This is a genomic window from Pseudoalteromonas sp. M58 (genome assembly GCF_042604605.1).
GTDB lineage: Bacteria > Pseudomonadota > Gammaproteobacteria > Enterobacterales > Alteromonadaceae > Pseudoalteromonas > Pseudoalteromonas tetraodonis.
Genome location: NZ_CP152391.1, coordinates 348,880 through 366,010 on the forward strand (window position 1 = coordinate 348,880; position 17,131 = coordinate 366,010).

The 17,131-nt window shown below is 40.3% G+C and carries 15 protein-coding genes; 10 read left to right on the plus strand and 5 right to left on the minus strand.

Annotated features, from left to right (window positions below; translation table 11 throughout):
• The first annotated feature begins 37 nt into the window (after positions 1–37).
• On the plus strand, positions 38–967 hold the full coding sequence (cdd, locus tag AAGD16_RS16855) for a cytidine deaminase (protein WP_273002622.1): 930 nt from the start codon (positions 38–40) through the stop codon (positions 965–967).
• On the opposite strand, the gene udp is transcribed toward cdd, so the two are convergent.
• Positions 956–1,711, minus strand: coding sequence for a uridine phosphorylase (gene udp / locus AAGD16_RS16860; protein ID WP_008112319.1), 756 nt, complete (start codon positions 1,709–1,711; stop codon positions 956–958). The two genes, cdd and udp, sit on opposite strands and share 12 nt — an antisense overlap.
• A gap of 412 nt (positions 1,712–2,123) precedes the next feature.
• Between udp and AAGD16_RS16865 the strand changes: the two genes are divergently transcribed.
• The 8 genes from AAGD16_RS16865 to AAGD16_RS16900 all read left to right on the plus strand — a co-directional run bounded on the left by AAGD16_RS16865 (position 2,124) and on the right by AAGD16_RS16900 (position 14,048).
• Complete coding sequence (locus AAGD16_RS16865) at positions 2,124–3,233, plus strand: arginase family protein (RefSeq protein ID WP_008464328.1); 1,110 nt, start codon at positions 2,124–2,126, stop codon at positions 3,231–3,233.
• Positions 3,234–3,378: 145 nt separating this feature from the next.
• On the plus strand, positions 3,379–4,032 hold the full coding sequence (locus tag AAGD16_RS16870) for an ABC transporter substrate-binding protein (protein WP_231485748.1): 654 nt from the start codon (positions 3,379–3,381) through the stop codon (positions 4,030–4,032).
• A gap of 120 nt (positions 4,033–4,152) precedes the next feature.
• Positions 4,153–5,442, plus strand: a complete 1,290-nt coding sequence (locus AAGD16_RS16875; RefSeq protein WP_013463137.1) for a hemolysin family protein — start codon at positions 4,153–4,155, stop codon at positions 5,440–5,442.
• Positions 5,443–5,642: 200 nt separating this feature from the next.
• Positions 5,643–6,806: an efflux RND transporter periplasmic adaptor subunit gene (locus AAGD16_RS16880; RefSeq protein ID WP_013463138.1), complete on the plus strand. Its 1,164-nt coding sequence runs from the start codon at positions 5,643–5,645 to the stop codon at positions 6,804–6,806.
• Between the two features lie 11 nt (positions 6,807–6,817).
• Complete coding sequence (locus tag AAGD16_RS16885; RefSeq protein WP_016899151.1) at positions 6,818–9,949, plus strand: efflux RND transporter permease subunit; 3,132 nt, start codon at positions 6,818–6,820, stop codon at positions 9,947–9,949.
• The gene (locus tag AAGD16_RS16890; protein ID WP_058155910.1) at positions 9,949–11,358 is read left to right on the plus strand and encodes an efflux transporter outer membrane subunit; all 1,410 of its coding nucleotides are present in this window, start codon (positions 9,949–9,951) and stop codon (positions 11,356–11,358) included. Before AAGD16_RS16885 ends, AAGD16_RS16890 begins: the two co-directional genes overlap by 1 nt.
• Before the next feature lie 138 nt (positions 11,359–11,496).
• Positions 11,497–12,117, plus strand: coding sequence for a TetR/AcrR family transcriptional regulator (locus AAGD16_RS16895; RefSeq protein ID WP_008464339.1), 621 nt, complete (start codon positions 11,497–11,499; stop codon positions 12,115–12,117).
• A gap of 308 nt (positions 12,118–12,425) precedes the next feature.
• On the plus strand, positions 12,426–14,048 hold the full coding sequence (locus AAGD16_RS16900; RefSeq protein WP_377115300.1) for a diacylglycerol kinase family protein: 1,623 nt from the start codon (positions 12,426–12,428) through the stop codon (positions 14,046–14,048).
• Between the two features lie 42 nt (positions 14,049–14,090).
• On the opposite strand, the gene AAGD16_RS16905 is transcribed toward AAGD16_RS16900, so the two are convergent.
• Complete coding sequence (locus AAGD16_RS16905) at positions 14,091–14,399, minus strand: VF530 family DNA-binding protein (protein ID WP_028834132.1); 309 nt, start codon at positions 14,397–14,399, stop codon at positions 14,091–14,093.
• Between the two features lie 97 nt (positions 14,400–14,496).
• Positions 14,497–14,799: a DUF1496 domain-containing protein gene (locus tag AAGD16_RS16910; protein ID WP_013463144.1), complete on the minus strand. Its 303-nt coding sequence runs from the start codon at positions 14,797–14,799 to the stop codon at positions 14,497–14,499.
• 102 nt (positions 14,800–14,901) lie between these two features.
• Between AAGD16_RS16910 and AAGD16_RS16915 the strand changes: the two genes are divergently transcribed.
• The gene (locus AAGD16_RS16915; protein WP_008112333.1) at positions 14,902–15,135 is read left to right on the plus strand and encodes a TIGR02647 family protein; all 234 of its coding nucleotides are present in this window, start codon (positions 14,902–14,904) and stop codon (positions 15,133–15,135) included.
• A 9-nt stretch (positions 15,136–15,144) separates the two neighbouring features.
• Here the strand turns inward: AAGD16_RS16915 and maiA are convergent, their stop codons facing one another.
• A complete protein-coding gene (gene maiA, locus AAGD16_RS16920) occupies positions 15,145–15,774 on the minus strand; it encodes a maleylacetoacetate isomerase (protein WP_016899147.1) in 630 nt (209 codons plus the stop codon).
• Positions 15,775–15,781: 7 nt separating this feature from the next.
• A complete protein-coding gene (gene hmgA, locus AAGD16_RS16925; protein WP_028834129.1) occupies positions 15,782–17,083 on the minus strand; it encodes a homogentisate 1,2-dioxygenase in 1,302 nt (433 codons plus the stop codon).
• Between the last annotated feature and the right edge of the window lie 48 nt (positions 17,084–17,131).

Consider the following 17,131-nt stretch of genomic DNA (forward strand, 5'->3'; position numbering starts at 1 on the left):
TTTACACTACTTGGCCATTGAACAAATAAAAACTATTATGGCTTCAGCAACTTTTAAAGTGCAACATAATACAGCACTTAGCAATTCACACATTTCTCTAAACGTAGCGCAAACGCAAGCTCTACGCAGTCAATTAAAAACTCAACGCGGTATTTTATATTCAAGCGATATTAAAGCGCTTTGCACCGAGCTTAATGTTAGCGAAGATATTTTATTACAAGGCTTAGTGCCTATGGCTTCAGAGTTTTCCGTTGCACCTATTTCCAAATTTCATGTCGGCGCAATTGTAAAAGGGCTCGATTCACAAGGAAACACCACTTTTTACTTTGGCGCTAACGCTGAGTTTGACCATCAAGCACTTAGTTTAGTGGTGCACGGTGAGCAATCTGCAATTAATAATGCCTGGTTAAATGGCGGTAAAAAAATTCTTAAAATAGCGATTAGTGATGTCCCATGTGGGTACTGTCGTCAATTTATGAATGAACTCGCTGATGCGAAAGAGCTTGATATTTTACTGCCAGCACAAAACTTTAAATTGGCAGAGTTATTACCTCATTCATTTGGACCAACCGATTTAGGCAATGAGCACAGCTTATTTAACCCAGCAGAGCAAACTAATTGTTTTGAAAACAAACAACTTGATGAAAAGCTGATGAGCTATGCTTTAGCGGCTTATGTGCCATACAGCCAAAATTACAGTGCAGTAAAAATAAGTACGTTTGAAAACGGTGATTTTTATGGCAGCTATGCAGAAAATGCAGCGTACAGCCCGAGTTTATCGCCATTACAAAGTGCTGTGAGTCAGTTGTTTTTAGCAGGACTGAGCTTTGATAAGCAAACAGTTAAATCAGTTACGTTATTAGAAACGGCTGGTCATGAAAACCAATCAGGGGTGGCAAAAGCCGTGTTAGCAAGCTTTACTGGCTTGCCAACACTTGAGGTTATTAGCGCAACATTAGCCAAGTAACACTTTAGCGGCTTCAAGTACCACGGCAACCGATTTTTTCTCAATCTCGCCGTGGTCTACGTTAGGAATTTCTTGACGTGTTCTATTTACTAATACACCTGCAACACAGGCTGCTTGTAGGCCAAGAGCGGCACACATAGTAAATAAAGTAGCCGATTCCATTTCGTAGTTCATCACGCCTAGTTTTTGCCATTCTTCACAGCTACCCTGTAATGACTTAGGAACATAACCAGAATGCGTATCGTAACGCTCTTGTCCTGGGTAGAAGGTATCGCTTGAAGCGGTGATACCGATATGAAAATCGATGTTTAGGTTTTCACAGGCTTTTACCATCGCTTGAGTGGCAAAAAAATCAGAAACAGCAGGGTAGCACAGCGGTGCAAAATGCTGACTCGCGCCATCCAAACGAACTGAGGCTTGGCTAATTAAAATATCGCCTTCGTTAATGTGCGGCTGAATCGCGCCTGTTGTGCCAATGCGAAGAAAGCTACGTACGCCAAGTTGAGCCAGTTCTTCAACCGCAATTGACGTTGAAGGGCCGCCGATACCGGTTGAACATACAACCACTGAGTGGCCGTTTAATTGGCCTAAATAAATGTGAAACTCACGCGTTTGAGCAAGGCAGGTTGGATTATCTAAGAACTGTGAAATGCGTGCTGCACGATCTGGATCCCCTGGAACAATAGCCAGTTTTGCACCTTTTAAATCATCAATACACAGTCCTAAGTGAAATACCTTTTCCATAACTAAGCCTTTTTAATAAGAGTTGTTGTCAATTTAACATGATTACGAGAAACCTAAATGAAGTACAGGACGGATGTCCGTATTGATTTATTCATCAACTCTGAATATTCAATCAATGGCTAAAATTACTAACAAAATGAGCCAGTTGACTTGTTTGCTCAGACACTATATTCATACCTCAGAGCAAACCAGTAGCTAGCCAAAAGAGTTGTTAGCTAAATTTTAAATTGTTTATATTCATAAGGTTAGTTAGTAGGTTTTGTATTGTTTTGCCACTGACCTAACCTCGCAAAACACAACGTTCAGTGATTTTTATAACCACATACAATTAATTTTTAATTTATTCAGCGTTCGTCGTTTTGCATAACTACTCAATAATAGACAAGATATTCAGATTGAAAAAGGGTTTACAATGAGCACACAATTTCAAGCATTTAAAAATAAAGTTGAACACTGTTTATGTGCACCTGGCGACGGTGTATTTACGGTTAATACGGCAAAAGAACGCAAAGCAGCACTCAGAAATAAATTATATGGTCAAACTGAAAATGTCGATGCTTTATGGCGTGACTCGCTAAATGAATTACCTAACTCACCCCACAAAGCGGTTATGCTGGGGATTAGCTCTGATTGTGGTGGTGGTATTTTACGCGGTGCAAACTGGGGGCCTTTATTTTTACGTTCAGCTTTAATTGACCAGCAAACACAGTGTCGTTCATTTGATTTAGGTGATGTGCGCGTAATACCGCATTTATTACACGATAAATACTTAAACGAGGCAACAATTACCAATTGCCAAAAAGCGCTTTATGGCAATGACAATAACGATCATTTCGTAAGTCCACTGTCTATTACCGAAGATGTATGTGACAGCTTTTATGCAACATTCCAAGATAAAGGCATTTTTGGCATTGGTGGCGATCATTCTATTAGTTACCCGCTGACAAAAGCGTACTTAAAAGCAAAGCGTAGTCAAGGTAAGCGTACGGCTATTATTCATTTTGACGCCCACACCGATTTATTGGTTGAGCGTTTAGGCATCGATTTATGTTTTGGCTCTTGGTGTACCCATATTTTAGAATTTTTACCCGCGCCACATCATTTAATTCAATTTGGTATTCGCTCAAGTGGTAAGCCTAAATCACATTGGGAAAGTACCTTTGGCGTTAAACAGCACTGGGCTGCTGAAATTATTGAGCGTGGCGCAGCCGCTGTTGCTGCCGATACAATCGCGCAACTAAAGGCTGACAAGGTTGATGAAGTGTATGTAAGCTTTGATATTGACGCACTAGATGCTCAATTTGCCTCAGCAACAGGTACACCTGAAGAAAATGGATTAACACCACAGCATGCGCTTGATATTTTGTCAGCCATTGCCGATGAGTTTCCAATAACCGGTGCAGATATGATGGAAATCGCGCCGTTTACCGACAGCTCATTAGTGGGTCAATCAAGCTCAGAGACGACGCTTAGAGAAGGCGCTAAAATTTCAGCATTCTTAATTGCAGCAATGAATCGTTAATCCTAAAGGTCAAAGTTGGCTATTTGTAAATAATCCGCTATATTAAATTTGCTTTTATCAAAAAAGTAACATCTTAAATTTTATATAGTGGGTTATTGTGACTAAGTGGTATTGTGTATTATTGTTCATTGTAAGTCATCATTGTGTGGCTAAACTTACTGTTGTGACAGAGAACTTTGCGCCTGCGCAGTATCTGGACGCGAATAACAATTTAGTAGGTGATGCTGCCGATAAAGTCCGATTAGTGCTTGATAGCGTAGGTATTGATTATTCAATTTCTGTAAACGATTGGAGTATGGCTTACAATATTGCACTGAGAGATCCCCAAACCTGTATATTTTCTATTTCTCGTTCGCCTGAGCGGGAACATAATTTTATTTGGTTTGCTAAGCTTGCCCAATTTGACACTAATTTTTACTCCCTTAAAAGCAAAGGTATTTCCTTAACTAATTTAGAGCAGGCAAAGCAATACCGTATTGCGGTTTTAAAAGATAACTACAGCCATCATTACTTACTTTCAAAGGGCTTTAAAGAAAACGAAAATTTAATGCTGTTTAGTAGTTTTGATAATATTTTTAAGATAATCCAAACCCGAAGTTCGAGTATTGATTTAGTTGTTATACCAGCGCAGCGAATAAACCATGAACAATCTCATTTATTAAATAAATTACAACTCGAATTACTCATGCCCATTAACGCCCATCAAGCCCCTTTATATTTCGCCTGTAATAAAAATCTACCCGATAACGTAAAGCAACAACTTAGCGCGGCTTTTTCTTCATATGAGTCTAAACTATAAATATTAAGCTTTTGATTTTTATTAGTTATTAATATTATTTAAATATCAATTGCCCTGTCTATAAAAGCGTCTATAATCCAGCTGCTTTTGCTTGTAAAAGCGATTATTTTGGAGTTATAAATGGGTGATTTAATCGGGATTGCGTTATTAATCTTGATGAGTGCGTTATTTGCGATGTCAGAAATTTCGATTGCCGCTTCACGCAAAATTAAGTTAAGAGTAATGGCGGACGAGGGCAATGTGCACGCTTTGGCGGTTTTAAAGCTGCAAGAGCAGCCTGGGGCTTTTTTCGCCATGATCCAAATTACGCTCAATGCGATTGCTATATTAGGCGGGATTGTTGGCGAGCAAGCATTGTCTCCTTACATGCAAGAAATACTACAGCTGTTTTATCAAGGTCCATTACTTGGGCAAATTAGCTTTGTATTATCGTTTTTAATTATTACCTCGTTATTTATTTTATTTGCCGATTTACTCCCAAAGCGTTTAGCGATGATTTTACCTGAGGCCGTTGCCGTGAGGGTGGTGACAATTATGCGCTGGGTTACTTTTGCGCTCACGCCACTGGTATTATTTTTTAATGGCTTAACCAATATTGTTTTACGGGTGTTTAAAGTGCCCAGTGAACGTGAAGATATTGTGACCACTGAAGATATTGTTGCGATGATGGATGCCGGTGCTGAGTATGGCAGTTTACAGCAGCAAGAATATGATTTAATAGGAAATGTATTTGATTTAGAAGCGCGTTTCTTATCAAGCGTTATGTCACCGCGTGAGCAAATTGTTTATTTTGATATTGATGAATCTAGCGACGATATAGCAAATAAAATTATAGATCACCCGCACAATCACTTTTTAGTGTGCAAAGGCAATCTTGATAAGTTAATTGGCTCTGTTGAGTCTAAAGATATTTTACGCCAAGTACTCAAAGGTGAGGCGGCAAATATTAACGATGACATGCTTGATAAAGATATTTTTTACTTGCCCGAAACATTGAGTTTATCTGAAGCGTTAAATGCGTTTAAAACCGCTGTGCATCCTTTTGCGGTGGTAGTTAATGAGTATGCTTTGGTGGTTGGGATTGTTACGGTTAAAGATTTAATGAAAGGTTTTATGGGCGATTTAATTACTCATCAAAGTGAAGAGTTAATTATTGAGCGCGACGCGAGTTCTTGGTTAGTGGATGGCTTAACCCCGATTGTTGAGCTGGCCAAGGTACTTGAAATTGATGAATTTCCTGATCAAAATCATTATGAAACCGTGGCCGGATATTTAATCTATACCATGAAACATATTCCTAAACGCGCAGAGTTTGTTTTATTTGCAGGTTTTAAATTTGAAGTTGTGGACGTGGAAGGAATTCGTATTGAGCAGTTACTAGTATCTAGAGTTAATACTGACAACGAATAATGACAGCCAACATAGCTTAAGAGTAGCCAATGAAAGTTCATTGGCTGCTTTTTTATGGGTGTCGCTTAAATAACTCAGCTATTGTTTGTGTTACTTATCTATTCAATTGTAAAAATGTGTAAATGTTGCTCAGTGGCTATTTTTAATTGCTGTACTATAGTTTAGAATGATCGTTCATTCTAAACTAAAAGGTATTTGACATGCAGCGTTCCCGCATCGCTTTTTTTGTATTTTCGGCCCTCGTTGGTTCTGTTGCTCTAAGTGGTTGTGATCAGGTAGCTGAACAACCTAAGGCTTCTGCTCCTGCAGCGACACCTGTTGGTGTGGTCACTTTAACAAGCCAAGCTATTACACTTAAAAAAGAATTACCAGGGCGTGTTAGTGCGTTTCAAATTGCTGAAATTCGTCCTCAAGTCAGTGGTATTGTTCAATCTCGGTTATTTGAAGAAGGCACACAGGTTGAGCAAGGCCAAGCGCTTTATCAAATTAATCCTGACATTTTTGAAGCAGAACTCGCAGCCAGCAAAGCGGCCGTTGCGCGCGCAGAGGCTAGTATTGCAAGCAGTAAATCTAAAGCGTCGCGTTATAAAGAATTACTAGAAATTAAAGCGGTAAGCCAGCAAGACTTTGATGAAGCAGATGCAGCATACAAGCAAGCATCTGCAGAACTATTAACGGCGAAAGCACAGTTACAAAGCGCGCAAATTAATCTTGATTATAGCCATGTTTCTTCGCCAATTAGCGGCCAAATTAGTAAATCAAGTGTCACTGTCGGGGCACTAGTTAGCGCAGCTCAAACCACAGCATTGGCAACCGTTACTCAGCTTGATCCAATTTATGTAGATTTAACCCAATCAAGCAATGAACTAACCAAGCTAAAAAGAGCATTGGCATCGGGTTCTTTAGGGGTTGATTCAACCACTCAAACAGATGTTGAACTTATTATGGAAGATGGCTCTGCGTATCCTCATAAGGGAACATTACAGTTCTCTGAAGTGACGGTTGACCCAAGTACGGGCTCGGTAACGTTACGCGCTAAGTTTCCAAACCCTGAAAAACTATTGCTCCCTGGTATGTATGTACGTGCTGAGGTTGTTGAAGGAGTGAAATCTAATGCAATACTCGCTCCTCAACGCGGTGTTAGTCGCAATACTAAAGGCGAACCTACAGCTATGGTTGTTAGCAAAAACAACACCGTTGAAAGCCGTGTATTAAAGGTAGAGCGTACTTTGGGCGCTAACTGGTTGGTAACCGACGGTTTAGCTGATGGCGATCAATTGATTGTGGAAGGGCTACAGAAAATTCGCCCAGGCGCACCGGTTGCTGCATCACAAGTACAGTCATCAGCAAATAACAGCCAATAACGGAGAATTTCATGTCACGATTTTTTATCGACAGGCCTATTTTTGCATGGGTACTGGCTATTGTGGTGATGCTTGCAGGTATTATTGCGGTTAAAAGTTTACCCGTTGCTCAGTATCCGTCAATTGCACCGCCTGCTATTACGATTACTGCTAACTACCCTGGTGCTTCTGCGCGTACTTTAGAGGACTCGGTGACCCAGGTTATTGAGCAAAAAATGAAAGGTTTAGATGGCTTGTTGTATATGTCATCGACCTCTGAATCAAGTGGTTCAGCAACATTGACTCTTACCTTTGATGCAGAAACTAACCCTGATATTGCACAAGTACAAGTGCAAAATAAACTAGCAACAGCTACGCCATTATTACCTGAAGAAGTGCAACGACAGGGCGTTGTGGTTGCTAAGTCATCGTCTAGTTTTTTACTCGTTGTTGGTTTTGTATCGCAAGATGGCAGTATGACCAACATTGACATTGGTGATTATGTGTCATCAAACGTGCAAGATATTGTAGCGCGTGTCGATGGGGTGGGCGAAGTACAATTGTTTGGCTCTCAATATGCAATGCGTATTTGGCTCGATCCGGCTAAGTTACAAAGCTATAAACTAACGCCAAACGATATCTCTGCGGCAATAAAAGCACAAAATGCGCAAGTATCTGCAGGTCAGCTTGGTGGTATGCCGTCATTGGCTGGTCAACAGCTTAATGCAACGGTAACGGCCCAAAGCCGATTACAAACACCTGAGCAGTTTAAAGATATTTTAGTTAAAACCAACAGCGATGGCTCGGTAGTGCGTTTACAAGATGTTGCTGATGTGGAACTCGGTGGTGAAAACTACGGTGTTGTAGCGCGCTTTAATGGTAAACCGGCATCGGGTTTAGGGGTTAAATTAGCCAGTGGCGCAAACGCCTTAGATACAGCACAAGGTGTAAAAGATGCACTTGAAGAACTTAAACCATTTTTTCCAGAAGGTTTAGAGGCGGTTGTGCCTTATGACACCACTCCTTTTGTTGCATTATCAATCGAAAAAGTAGTACATACCCTAATCGAAGCGGTTGTTTTGGTATTTGTTGTAATGTACTTATTTTTACAAAACTTCAGAGCAACTATTATTCCAACCATTGCGGTGCCTGTCGTATTGCTAGGTACGTTTGGTATTCTATTTACCTTTGGGTATTCCATTAATACCCTCACGATGTTTGCGATGGTACTGGCCATTGGTTTACTCGTAGATGATGCGATCGTTGTTGTCGAAAACGTTGAGCGTTTAATGACCGAAGAAAAGCTCTCTGCGGTTGAAGCAACGCGAAAATCGATGGATGAAATTAAAGGAGCACTGGTAGGTATTGCTATGGTGCTGTCGGCTGTATTTATTCCGATGGCATTCTTTAGTGGCTCTACTGGGGTTATTTATCGTCAGTTCTCTATTACCTTAGTGTCGGCGATGGGACTGTCGGTACTGGTTGCGCTTATTTTAACTCCCGCGCTGTGTGCTACGTTATTAAAGCCTAGCCATGTTCACACCGATGGTAGTTTTATTGGTCGTTTTTTCTCAGGCTTTAACCGTGGTTTTGATAAAACCAATAAAGGTGCGCAAGGTTTTGTTGGCCGCATGATCAAACATTCTAAGCGCTACCTGCTTAGCTATGCATTAATTGTAGGCGGCATGGTGGCTATTTTTTCAAACTTACCAACGGCATTTCTACCTGATGAAGACCAAGGTATTTTGTTTAACCAAGTAATGCTTCCTGCAGGCTCTACTACAGAGCAAACGCTTGAAGTGGTTAAAAAAGTTGAAAACCACTATTTAGAAGATCAATCTGAAGCCGTTAGTTCAATTTTTACGGTAACAGGTTTTAGTTTTGCAGGCTCTGGACAAAACTCAGCAATTGGCTTTGTTAGCTTAAAGCACTGGGATGAGCGCCAACGTGACGACCTATCAGTGGGCGCCGTTGCAGGAAAAGGCATGGGGTATTTTTCAACGATTAAAGAGGCATTTGTATTTGCATTTCCACCTCCGGCGATTGTTGAACTTGGAACCGCAAATGGCTTTAATATGTTTCTACAAGACCGTGTGGGTTTAGGTCATGATGAGCTATTAAAAGCGCGTAATCAGTTATTAGGTATGGCGAGTCAAAGTCCAATATTGGCAGGTGTTCGCCCTAATGGGCAAGAAGATATGCCTGAGTTACAGCTGAATATTGATCTTGCAAAAGCAGAAGCGCTTGGTGTGTCGCAAGGTGATATTAATAGTACGCTTTCGACAGCATGGGGTAGTAGTTATGTAAATGACTTTATCGACCGTGGTCGCGTGAAAAAAGTATACCTGCAAGGTCAAGCCGATGCGAGAATGGTGCCTGAGGACTTAAACAAATGGTATGTGCGTAATAAAAACGGCGATATGGTGCCATTTTCAGCATTTGCTAGTTCTTATTGGTCTTATGGTTCGCCTCGCTTGGAAAGGTATAACGGCTTTTCAGCAATGGAAATCCAAGGCAGTGCAGCGCCAGGCTACAGTACAGGTCAAGCCATGGATGAAATGGAGCGTTTAGTTAAGCAGTTACCACAAGGTATTGCTTCTGAATGGACTGGTATTTCATATCAAGAGCGATCAAGTGGCGGTCAAGCGCCGTTGTTATATGGATTATCACTGTTATTTGTATTCTTATGTTTAGCAGCGCTTTATGAAAGTTGGTCAGTACCATTTGCAGTAATGATGATTGTGCCACTGGGTATTTTTGGTGCGATTGTAGCCGCCTTTATGGGTAACTTATCAAACGATATTTACTTACAAGTGGGTTTATTAACCACCATAGGTTTAGCCTCTAAAAATGCCATTTTAATCGTTGAGTTTGCGATTCATAAAATGGAAGAAGGCTTAAGCTTAGTTGACTCGGCGATTGCCGCTGTACGCCTTCGCTTACGTCCTATTTTAATGACCTCAATGGCCTTTGTGTGTGGTGTGCTTCCATTAGCTATTGCCTCAAGTGCTGGTTCAGGTGCACAAAATGCATTAGGTATTTCAATTATTGGTGGAACACTTGCCGCCTCGTCATTGGTTGTTATTTTTGTACCGTTGTTTTTTGTTTTAGTACGTAGACTGTTTTCAGGAAAAGCTAAAACCACCTCCGAGGAGGAAGTATAATGAGTTTAAGAGCAATCAGTTTTAGTGCTTTTACTTTAGCAATTTTATCTGGATGTCAGTTAGCTCCTCAACAAGAAGCGCTAAATTTACCTGTCCCTGATGCGTATGCATCAGAGACAGGGGATGAGCAGGTGTCCTCGTTAAAATGGCAGCAGTTTTTTAATGATGAAAAACTTAAAACACTGATATCGCAAAGTCTTGAACATAATAAAGACCTACAAATAGCTGCTTTAAATGTTCAGCGCGTGCGTGGCTTGTATCAGATTGAAGATTCAGCGTTATATCCATCACTGGATTTTAATGCATCAGGAAGTCGTCAGCGTTTACCCAGCGATTTATCAGCAAGTGGTCAACCACAAATAAGTTCTCAATACAGTGCAACGGTAGGCATGACGGCTTACGAGTTAGATTTATGGGGTAAAGTACGCAATCAGTCAGAGCAAGCATTACAAACGCTTTATTCAACTCAGCTGAGCCAATACACCATGCAAGTGTCGTTAATTACAGAGCTTGCTAATGCCTGGTTAAATTACGCGACCGATCAACAGTTGTTAGCGTTGGCACAAGAGACGTTATCATCGCAGCAAGCATCCTTATCACTAACCCAAAAAAGTGTTGATTTAGGTGCCGCTTCTAAAATTACGCTGGAACAGCTTAAAAGTACGGTAGCCACAGCGAAAGTTGATATTGCTAAATACCAACGTTTAGTGAAACGCGATAAAAACGCGCTTGATTTATTAGTAGGTAAAACGGTAGGTGAGGATTTACTGCCAAGTAAGTCATTAAATTATTTATTAGACTTGCCTAGTGTGCCTGTGGGTTTACCTTCTGATTTACTAACGCAGCGACCAGATATAAAAGCAGCAGAGCATCAGCTGTTAGCCGCTAACGCTAACATTGGTATTGCCCGTGCAGCGTTTTACCCGAGCATTAGTTTAACTGCCAATGCAGGAACTGCATCACGTGATTTAAGTAATTTATTTGATGCAGGCTCAGGCACATGGAGCTTCATGCCATCGGTAAATTTACCTATTTTTAATATGGGTCGAAATCAAGCAAATTTAGATGTCGCTAACGCAGAGCAACAAGTTGCTGTAGCAACGTACCAGCAAAAAATACAGCAAGCATTTCGTGAAGTTGCTGATGTACTTGCGGATAGAGAAGGCTATAACGCACAGTTAATGGCTCTTGAGGAGTTATTACAAAGCCGAAAGACAACCTTTGAATTATCGCAGGCGCGCTACGACAAAGGGGTTGATAGCTTTTTACAAGTGCTTGACGCTCAGCGAACTTGGTATAGCGCAAGGCAGCAATTGATCACGGGCCAACAAGCTGTGCTTGCAAGCCAAATCAATTTATACAAAGCGGTTGGCGGTGGCTGGCAGACCACTACTTCAACCGTTAAGTAAATTAGTACGCATAAAGCCTGTTAACTATAAAAGGTTTTATGCGTGATTAAAGTAATGTCCGTTTAGCGTTTATTTTTTGTGATCAAAGCAGTAAACGCTAAATATTTCGAGTTGAGAGACTCGATACTGGAGTTTCAAATGAAACCTAAAAATAAAAAACACCTAGATCCGGTGCAAGCACAAGCGCGTCGCGAGCAGGTATTAACCGCCGCTGCTGATTGTTTTCGTCGCAAAGGCTACCATGGCGCAGGTATGGCAGAAATAGCTAAAACAGCCGGGATGAGTGCTGGCCATATTTATAATTACTTTGAAAGTAAAGAAGCCATAATTGAAAGTATTATTGAACAAGATATGGAAGAAATGTTTTCCATATTTCAAGAGTTTGAAGATCAACCTGGCGATATTTTAACGGTGTTACTTGATGGCTTACACCATGGTGTGCAGCGTCATATGGACACGGGGGCCTGCGTAGTTGACTTAGACATGATGGCAGAGGCCAGTAGAAACAAAAAAGTCGCTTTATTACTACGCGAGGCTGATACGCAAGCACGTAACAGAATGCGTGATTTATTAGTCAGTGAAAGTAGTTTAATAAAATCACATTCAGAGCAAGAACTCGAAAGCCGCATTAATGTGATTTTCTCAGTGATGGCCGGATTGCTATTACGAAAAATGTTATTTCCTGAATTGACCGAGGAAACCGTATTGATTGCACTGCGCCCAGCGATGAAAACATTACTTATGCCATTTGATAAATAATAAGTTGAAGCATTAAATAACTATGAATATTTGACTGATATTGTTGTAAATATGAAAGAGTTATATCAATTTAGCTGCTTTTATTTAAGCGTAATCGATAAAAACTGAGTACGATGTTTTAGCGTGAAGTCATAACTTTTGATATTAAAAAAGTTATTATTAACAGTGGGTTATGGTTAAGTTATGTGGTTTCAACACCGGTGGTGCAGTGGCATCAAACATGATAAATTGCTTTTTTGGCGTATTATTTGCAGGTTAGGACTATATTAAAGGCGCTAATATGGCGCTGCCAACTTAAAGGAGAGCACATGTGGGCTGCAGTCAGTTATCTTGTAACAGCATTAGTATTTATAGTACTGGGATTGAAGGTTAATTCTGTTTACTTCGCGGTTGCATTTTTTTGGACGGCGCTGTCGCTGATATTGGTCAGCGGTGCTTATTTTTTTAATGCGGGAAAAATATTCAGAAAGCGAGAAAATGGCGTTATCCCTTTTTACATTCGTTGGGCATTTGTTCCTTTTTTGTTAGGTGCACAAATTTATAATGCATGGTCACGCAAACACGATAAGGTACCCCCAATTCAACAAATAAACGATAACTTATTTTTAGCATGTCGTTTGTTTCCCTCTGATATAGATACATTAAAAGAAAATGGCATTACCGCTATTTTAGATGTGACTTGTGAATTTGATGGACTTGAGTGGACATCTACCCAAGAAAATATTAGTTATTTAAACATTCCTGTTCTTGATCATAGTGTGCCTACTCACTCGCAATTAAACCAGGCAATTAACTGGATCCATCACCATATAAAGAAAGACCGTCGTGTTGTGGTGCATTGTGCATTAGGTCGCGGACGTTCGGTGTTTGTTATGGCAGCGTATTTATTGAGTCAAAATAAAGAAGCTGATGTACATGACATTCTTGCTCAAATCAAAGAAACACGTGAAACAGCCAATCTTAATAAACGCCAATTACGCCATTTAGTTAAGCGCCACCGAAGAGGTGAGCTAGTGATAAAAAATAAAGCATATTTAATTGCTAATCCTGTATCAGGCACTAAGTTATGGTCTGAAAAAGAGCATTTAATCGTTACACGTTTATCTGCTTATTATGATTTAACCATTTTAAAAACTACACCGGAACAAAACGGCATTACATTGGCTAAACAAGCTATAGAGCACGAGCCTGATATTATAATTGCCTGCGGTGGAGATGGCACAGTCACTGAGGTTGCGAGTGTTTTAGTGGGTACGTCTTGTCGATTAGGAATTATACCGTTGGGGACAGCTAATGCGTTGGCCCATGTGCTGATGGGAATAAAATCTAAATTTATTCCTGTTGAGCAAGCGTGCGATTTAATAATTGATGGTCAGACAAACCTGATCGATACCGCATATTGTAATAACGATTTGATGTTATTGCTAATTGGCATTGGCTTTGAGCATGCAATGATTGAAAAAGCAGATAGAGAGTCGAAAAATAAATCTGGCCAGCTTGCTTATTTAAATGGGTTTTTACATTCCTTTGGCGAGAATAAAGCGCAAAAGCTGATGGTTAAACTCGATGATAATGAGCCTGAAGCTATTAATACAAATAGCTTTATTGTCGCTAATGCTGCCCCATTTACAACCCTTTTAGCCCAAGGTGGGGGACAACCCGACCACCGTGATGGATTATTAGACGTAAACTGGTTAACGCCAAACAAAGACAATGAAACCACAGTATTGAGTATTGCTGAGCTAATGTTTAGCAGTATCACGCAAACACATTTTGCTATTAACTCGCATTATACTAACGCAAAACGTGTAGAGATAAGCGCAGATAAAACGCTAGATTATGTAATTGATGGTGAGGTTAAATCTGCCGATAAAGTGGTAGTGAGTATTCACCCTGCTTCATTGAATGTAATATGCCAAGAACAAAACTAACTGACTAAAAATGGCGTAAATATTACGCCATTTAGCACTCATTTATTTTTTAATAGAGGGCCATACAAAATCTGATGTATCAGGTTGCGTGGGCTCTGTTAGTTTTGGTTTATTTCTGGGTTTTCGTAGCGGTTTATTACTCATGGTATGAATATAAAGTGCTTCTACTTTATCTCTTGCCCATGGGGTTTTACGTAAAAATTTTAAGCTTGATTTGATACTCGGAGAATCAGTAAAGCATTTTATGTTTACTTGTTCACCCATTGCTTTAAAGCCTAAGCGTTGCTCTAGTTCTACAAGAATTTGCTCTAAAGTTATCCCATGTAGCGGGTTTTTTGGTTGATTATTCATAGTCACACTGCTTTTTTAAACTGCATGTATTGTAACGTATCCCACCGCATCTTAATAGTTTGGAGATGGCTGGCAGATTCCAGATTGTTAATCTTGATTAATTTACAGTAATAGTTGCAGGCTTCTTGGGGTAAATAAGGTTACCTTGCTTATCAAGCTTTAGCCAAATCAATTGACTGTTGTTATGTTGGGGGTACTTTGCAGCACAAATAAGCGTAACTGAGTGAACCTGCAGTATAGCTCCTTCGCTGTAACGTTTATTATCATACCAGCACTCAGTGTTAGTGTTTATAAGCTGGGTAGCATCAACAATAGGAAGCGTTTTTATTGTGCTAGCGAAGCTTAAAGCTGAAAAACACAAGCATAAAACAGTAATAAACGAAGTAAAATAATAACGCATCAAAAACCTCCAGTGTTTAAAATAAGTACACTTAGCAAAAAACATGCTAGGGTAAGTAAGACAATATAAGTAAAACACAGAACAATAAAAAGGTGAACAGATATGCTATTTAATCAAACCATGATTGACGAATTTACACTACTAGCAAAATTTCCACGCGAGAGCAAAATGCAGGGAATTAAACTTCATTCAGACGCTGAACCCGCCTTACTAAGCGCAGCACAACGTTTGTTCGATAAAGGGGTTATAGATAGCCCAGATGGCGGTTATTTAACCGAACTGGGCTTAGATTTAATTGAGCATGTGACGGTAATACACAGTGCACTTAAAAGTTAATTTACTCTATTAGTTTGCATCAGGTTGATTTTCAGGGGCTGCATCAATAAAGGCTGCCAACTCATTACAACGCTGATATATGGCTGCTATTTTAGGGTAGGCAGCCATATCTACTTTAAAACGAATGGCATTAAATACCTGCGGTACTAAACATACATCAGCTAAGCTTGGCGACTCGCCTGCGCAAAATGTATTTTTACTATCGAGCATGCGTTCTATTTTTTCAAAACCCACTTCAACCCAGTGGCGGTACCATTTATTTTTTGCTTCATCATCAACATTGAGTTCACTACTTAAATACTTAAGCACACGTAAATTATCAATCGGGTGAATATCACAGGCAATTGCATAACTTAAATTGCGAATATGTGCTTTTTGCCATGCATTACCAGGCAGTAATGGTGTTTCAGGGTATTGCTCTTCAAGGTACTCTAAAATTGCTAGAGATTGACCTAATACGCCGTCTTCTGTTTCTAAAGCAGGTAAAAGTCCTTGGGGGTTTTTCTGTAAGTAATCTGTGCTTTGTTGCTCTGATTTTAGTAAGTTTACCGGCACCAACTGGTGATCAATATTTTTTAGGTTTAATGCGATGCGCACACGATACGCTGCAGATGAGCGAAAATAAGTATAAAGCTTCATAATCTAATTACCCTTGATTGCCGTTAAAGTGTTTTTTAATTGTGCGCCAGCAGTCAGTGTAATTAGCTTGGCGCTCTTTACCTTCTAATGCGTATTTAGTTGGAGATATTACATAACGTGACTCAAACATAAACGCCAGCGTATTATCGTAGCGTTGTGGTTCTAAGTCCGCGTTTGACGCTTTTTCAAATACATCCGCCTCAGGACCATGCGGCGACATACAGTTATGTAAGCTCATCCCTCCAGGTACAAAACCATGCTCTTTTGCATCATAAACGCCTTCAATTAAACCCATAAACTCACTCATAATATTACGGTGATAGTAAGGCGGGCGGAAGGTGTTTTCAGCCACCATCCAACGCGGTGGGAAAATAGCAAAATCGATATTTGCAACGCCTTCAGTGCCTGATGGCGAGGTTAGTACCGTGAAAATTGATGGATCGGGGTGATCAAAGCTAACGGTATTCATGACATTAAATCGGGCCAAATCGTATTTGTAAGGCGCACTGTTACCTGTCCAAGCAACAACATCAAGAGGAGAATGACCAATATCACAACGAAACATATTGCCATTAAATTTAGCAATCAGTTCAAATTCGCCTTCGATGTCTTCAAAAGCCGCTACTGGATATTGAAAGTCACGGTCATTAGCATAACCATTTGCGCCAACAGGGCCGCGCTCAGCAAGAACATAAGCATGGCCGTAGTTTTCACAAATGTACCCACGGGCTGTGTCAGTTAATAATTGAACCTGAAACTTAATGCCGCGCGGAATGACCGCAATTTCACCGGCTTTAATACTTAAATGCCCGAGTTCTGTTTTAAGTAATAACTCGCCGTGTTGTGGTACAAATAACATTTCGCCATCGGCGTTATAAAAAAAGCGCTTGTCCATTGATTTGTTAGCGACATAAACATGAATGCCAATACCGGCTTGCCCATTGGCGCTGCCATTTGCAGCCATTGTGATCAACCCATCAATAAAATCAGTAGGTTCTGCTGGTATATCAATGGGATCCCAACGAAGCATGGTGGGCGGCGTTGGCACTTCAGTAATGGGTGCTGTTCTAATTAAGCCATTGTCTATGGCTGTGTAATCACCTTGCACAACAGATGGACGAATACGGTACATCCACGTGCGGCGATTATCGGCGCGCGGAGCAGTAAATGCAGTGGTACTAAATTGCTCTGCGTATAAGTCGTATTTTACTTTTTGCGGGCTAAATTGCCCTATCGGTAATGCACCAGGCAGCGCTTCAGTTTCAAATTCATTACCAAAGCCGGTCATATAGTTTAATTGTGTCGCCATTACTGACTCCTGTGAAAGTGGGGGAGTGTTATATTTTTGTTATTTACG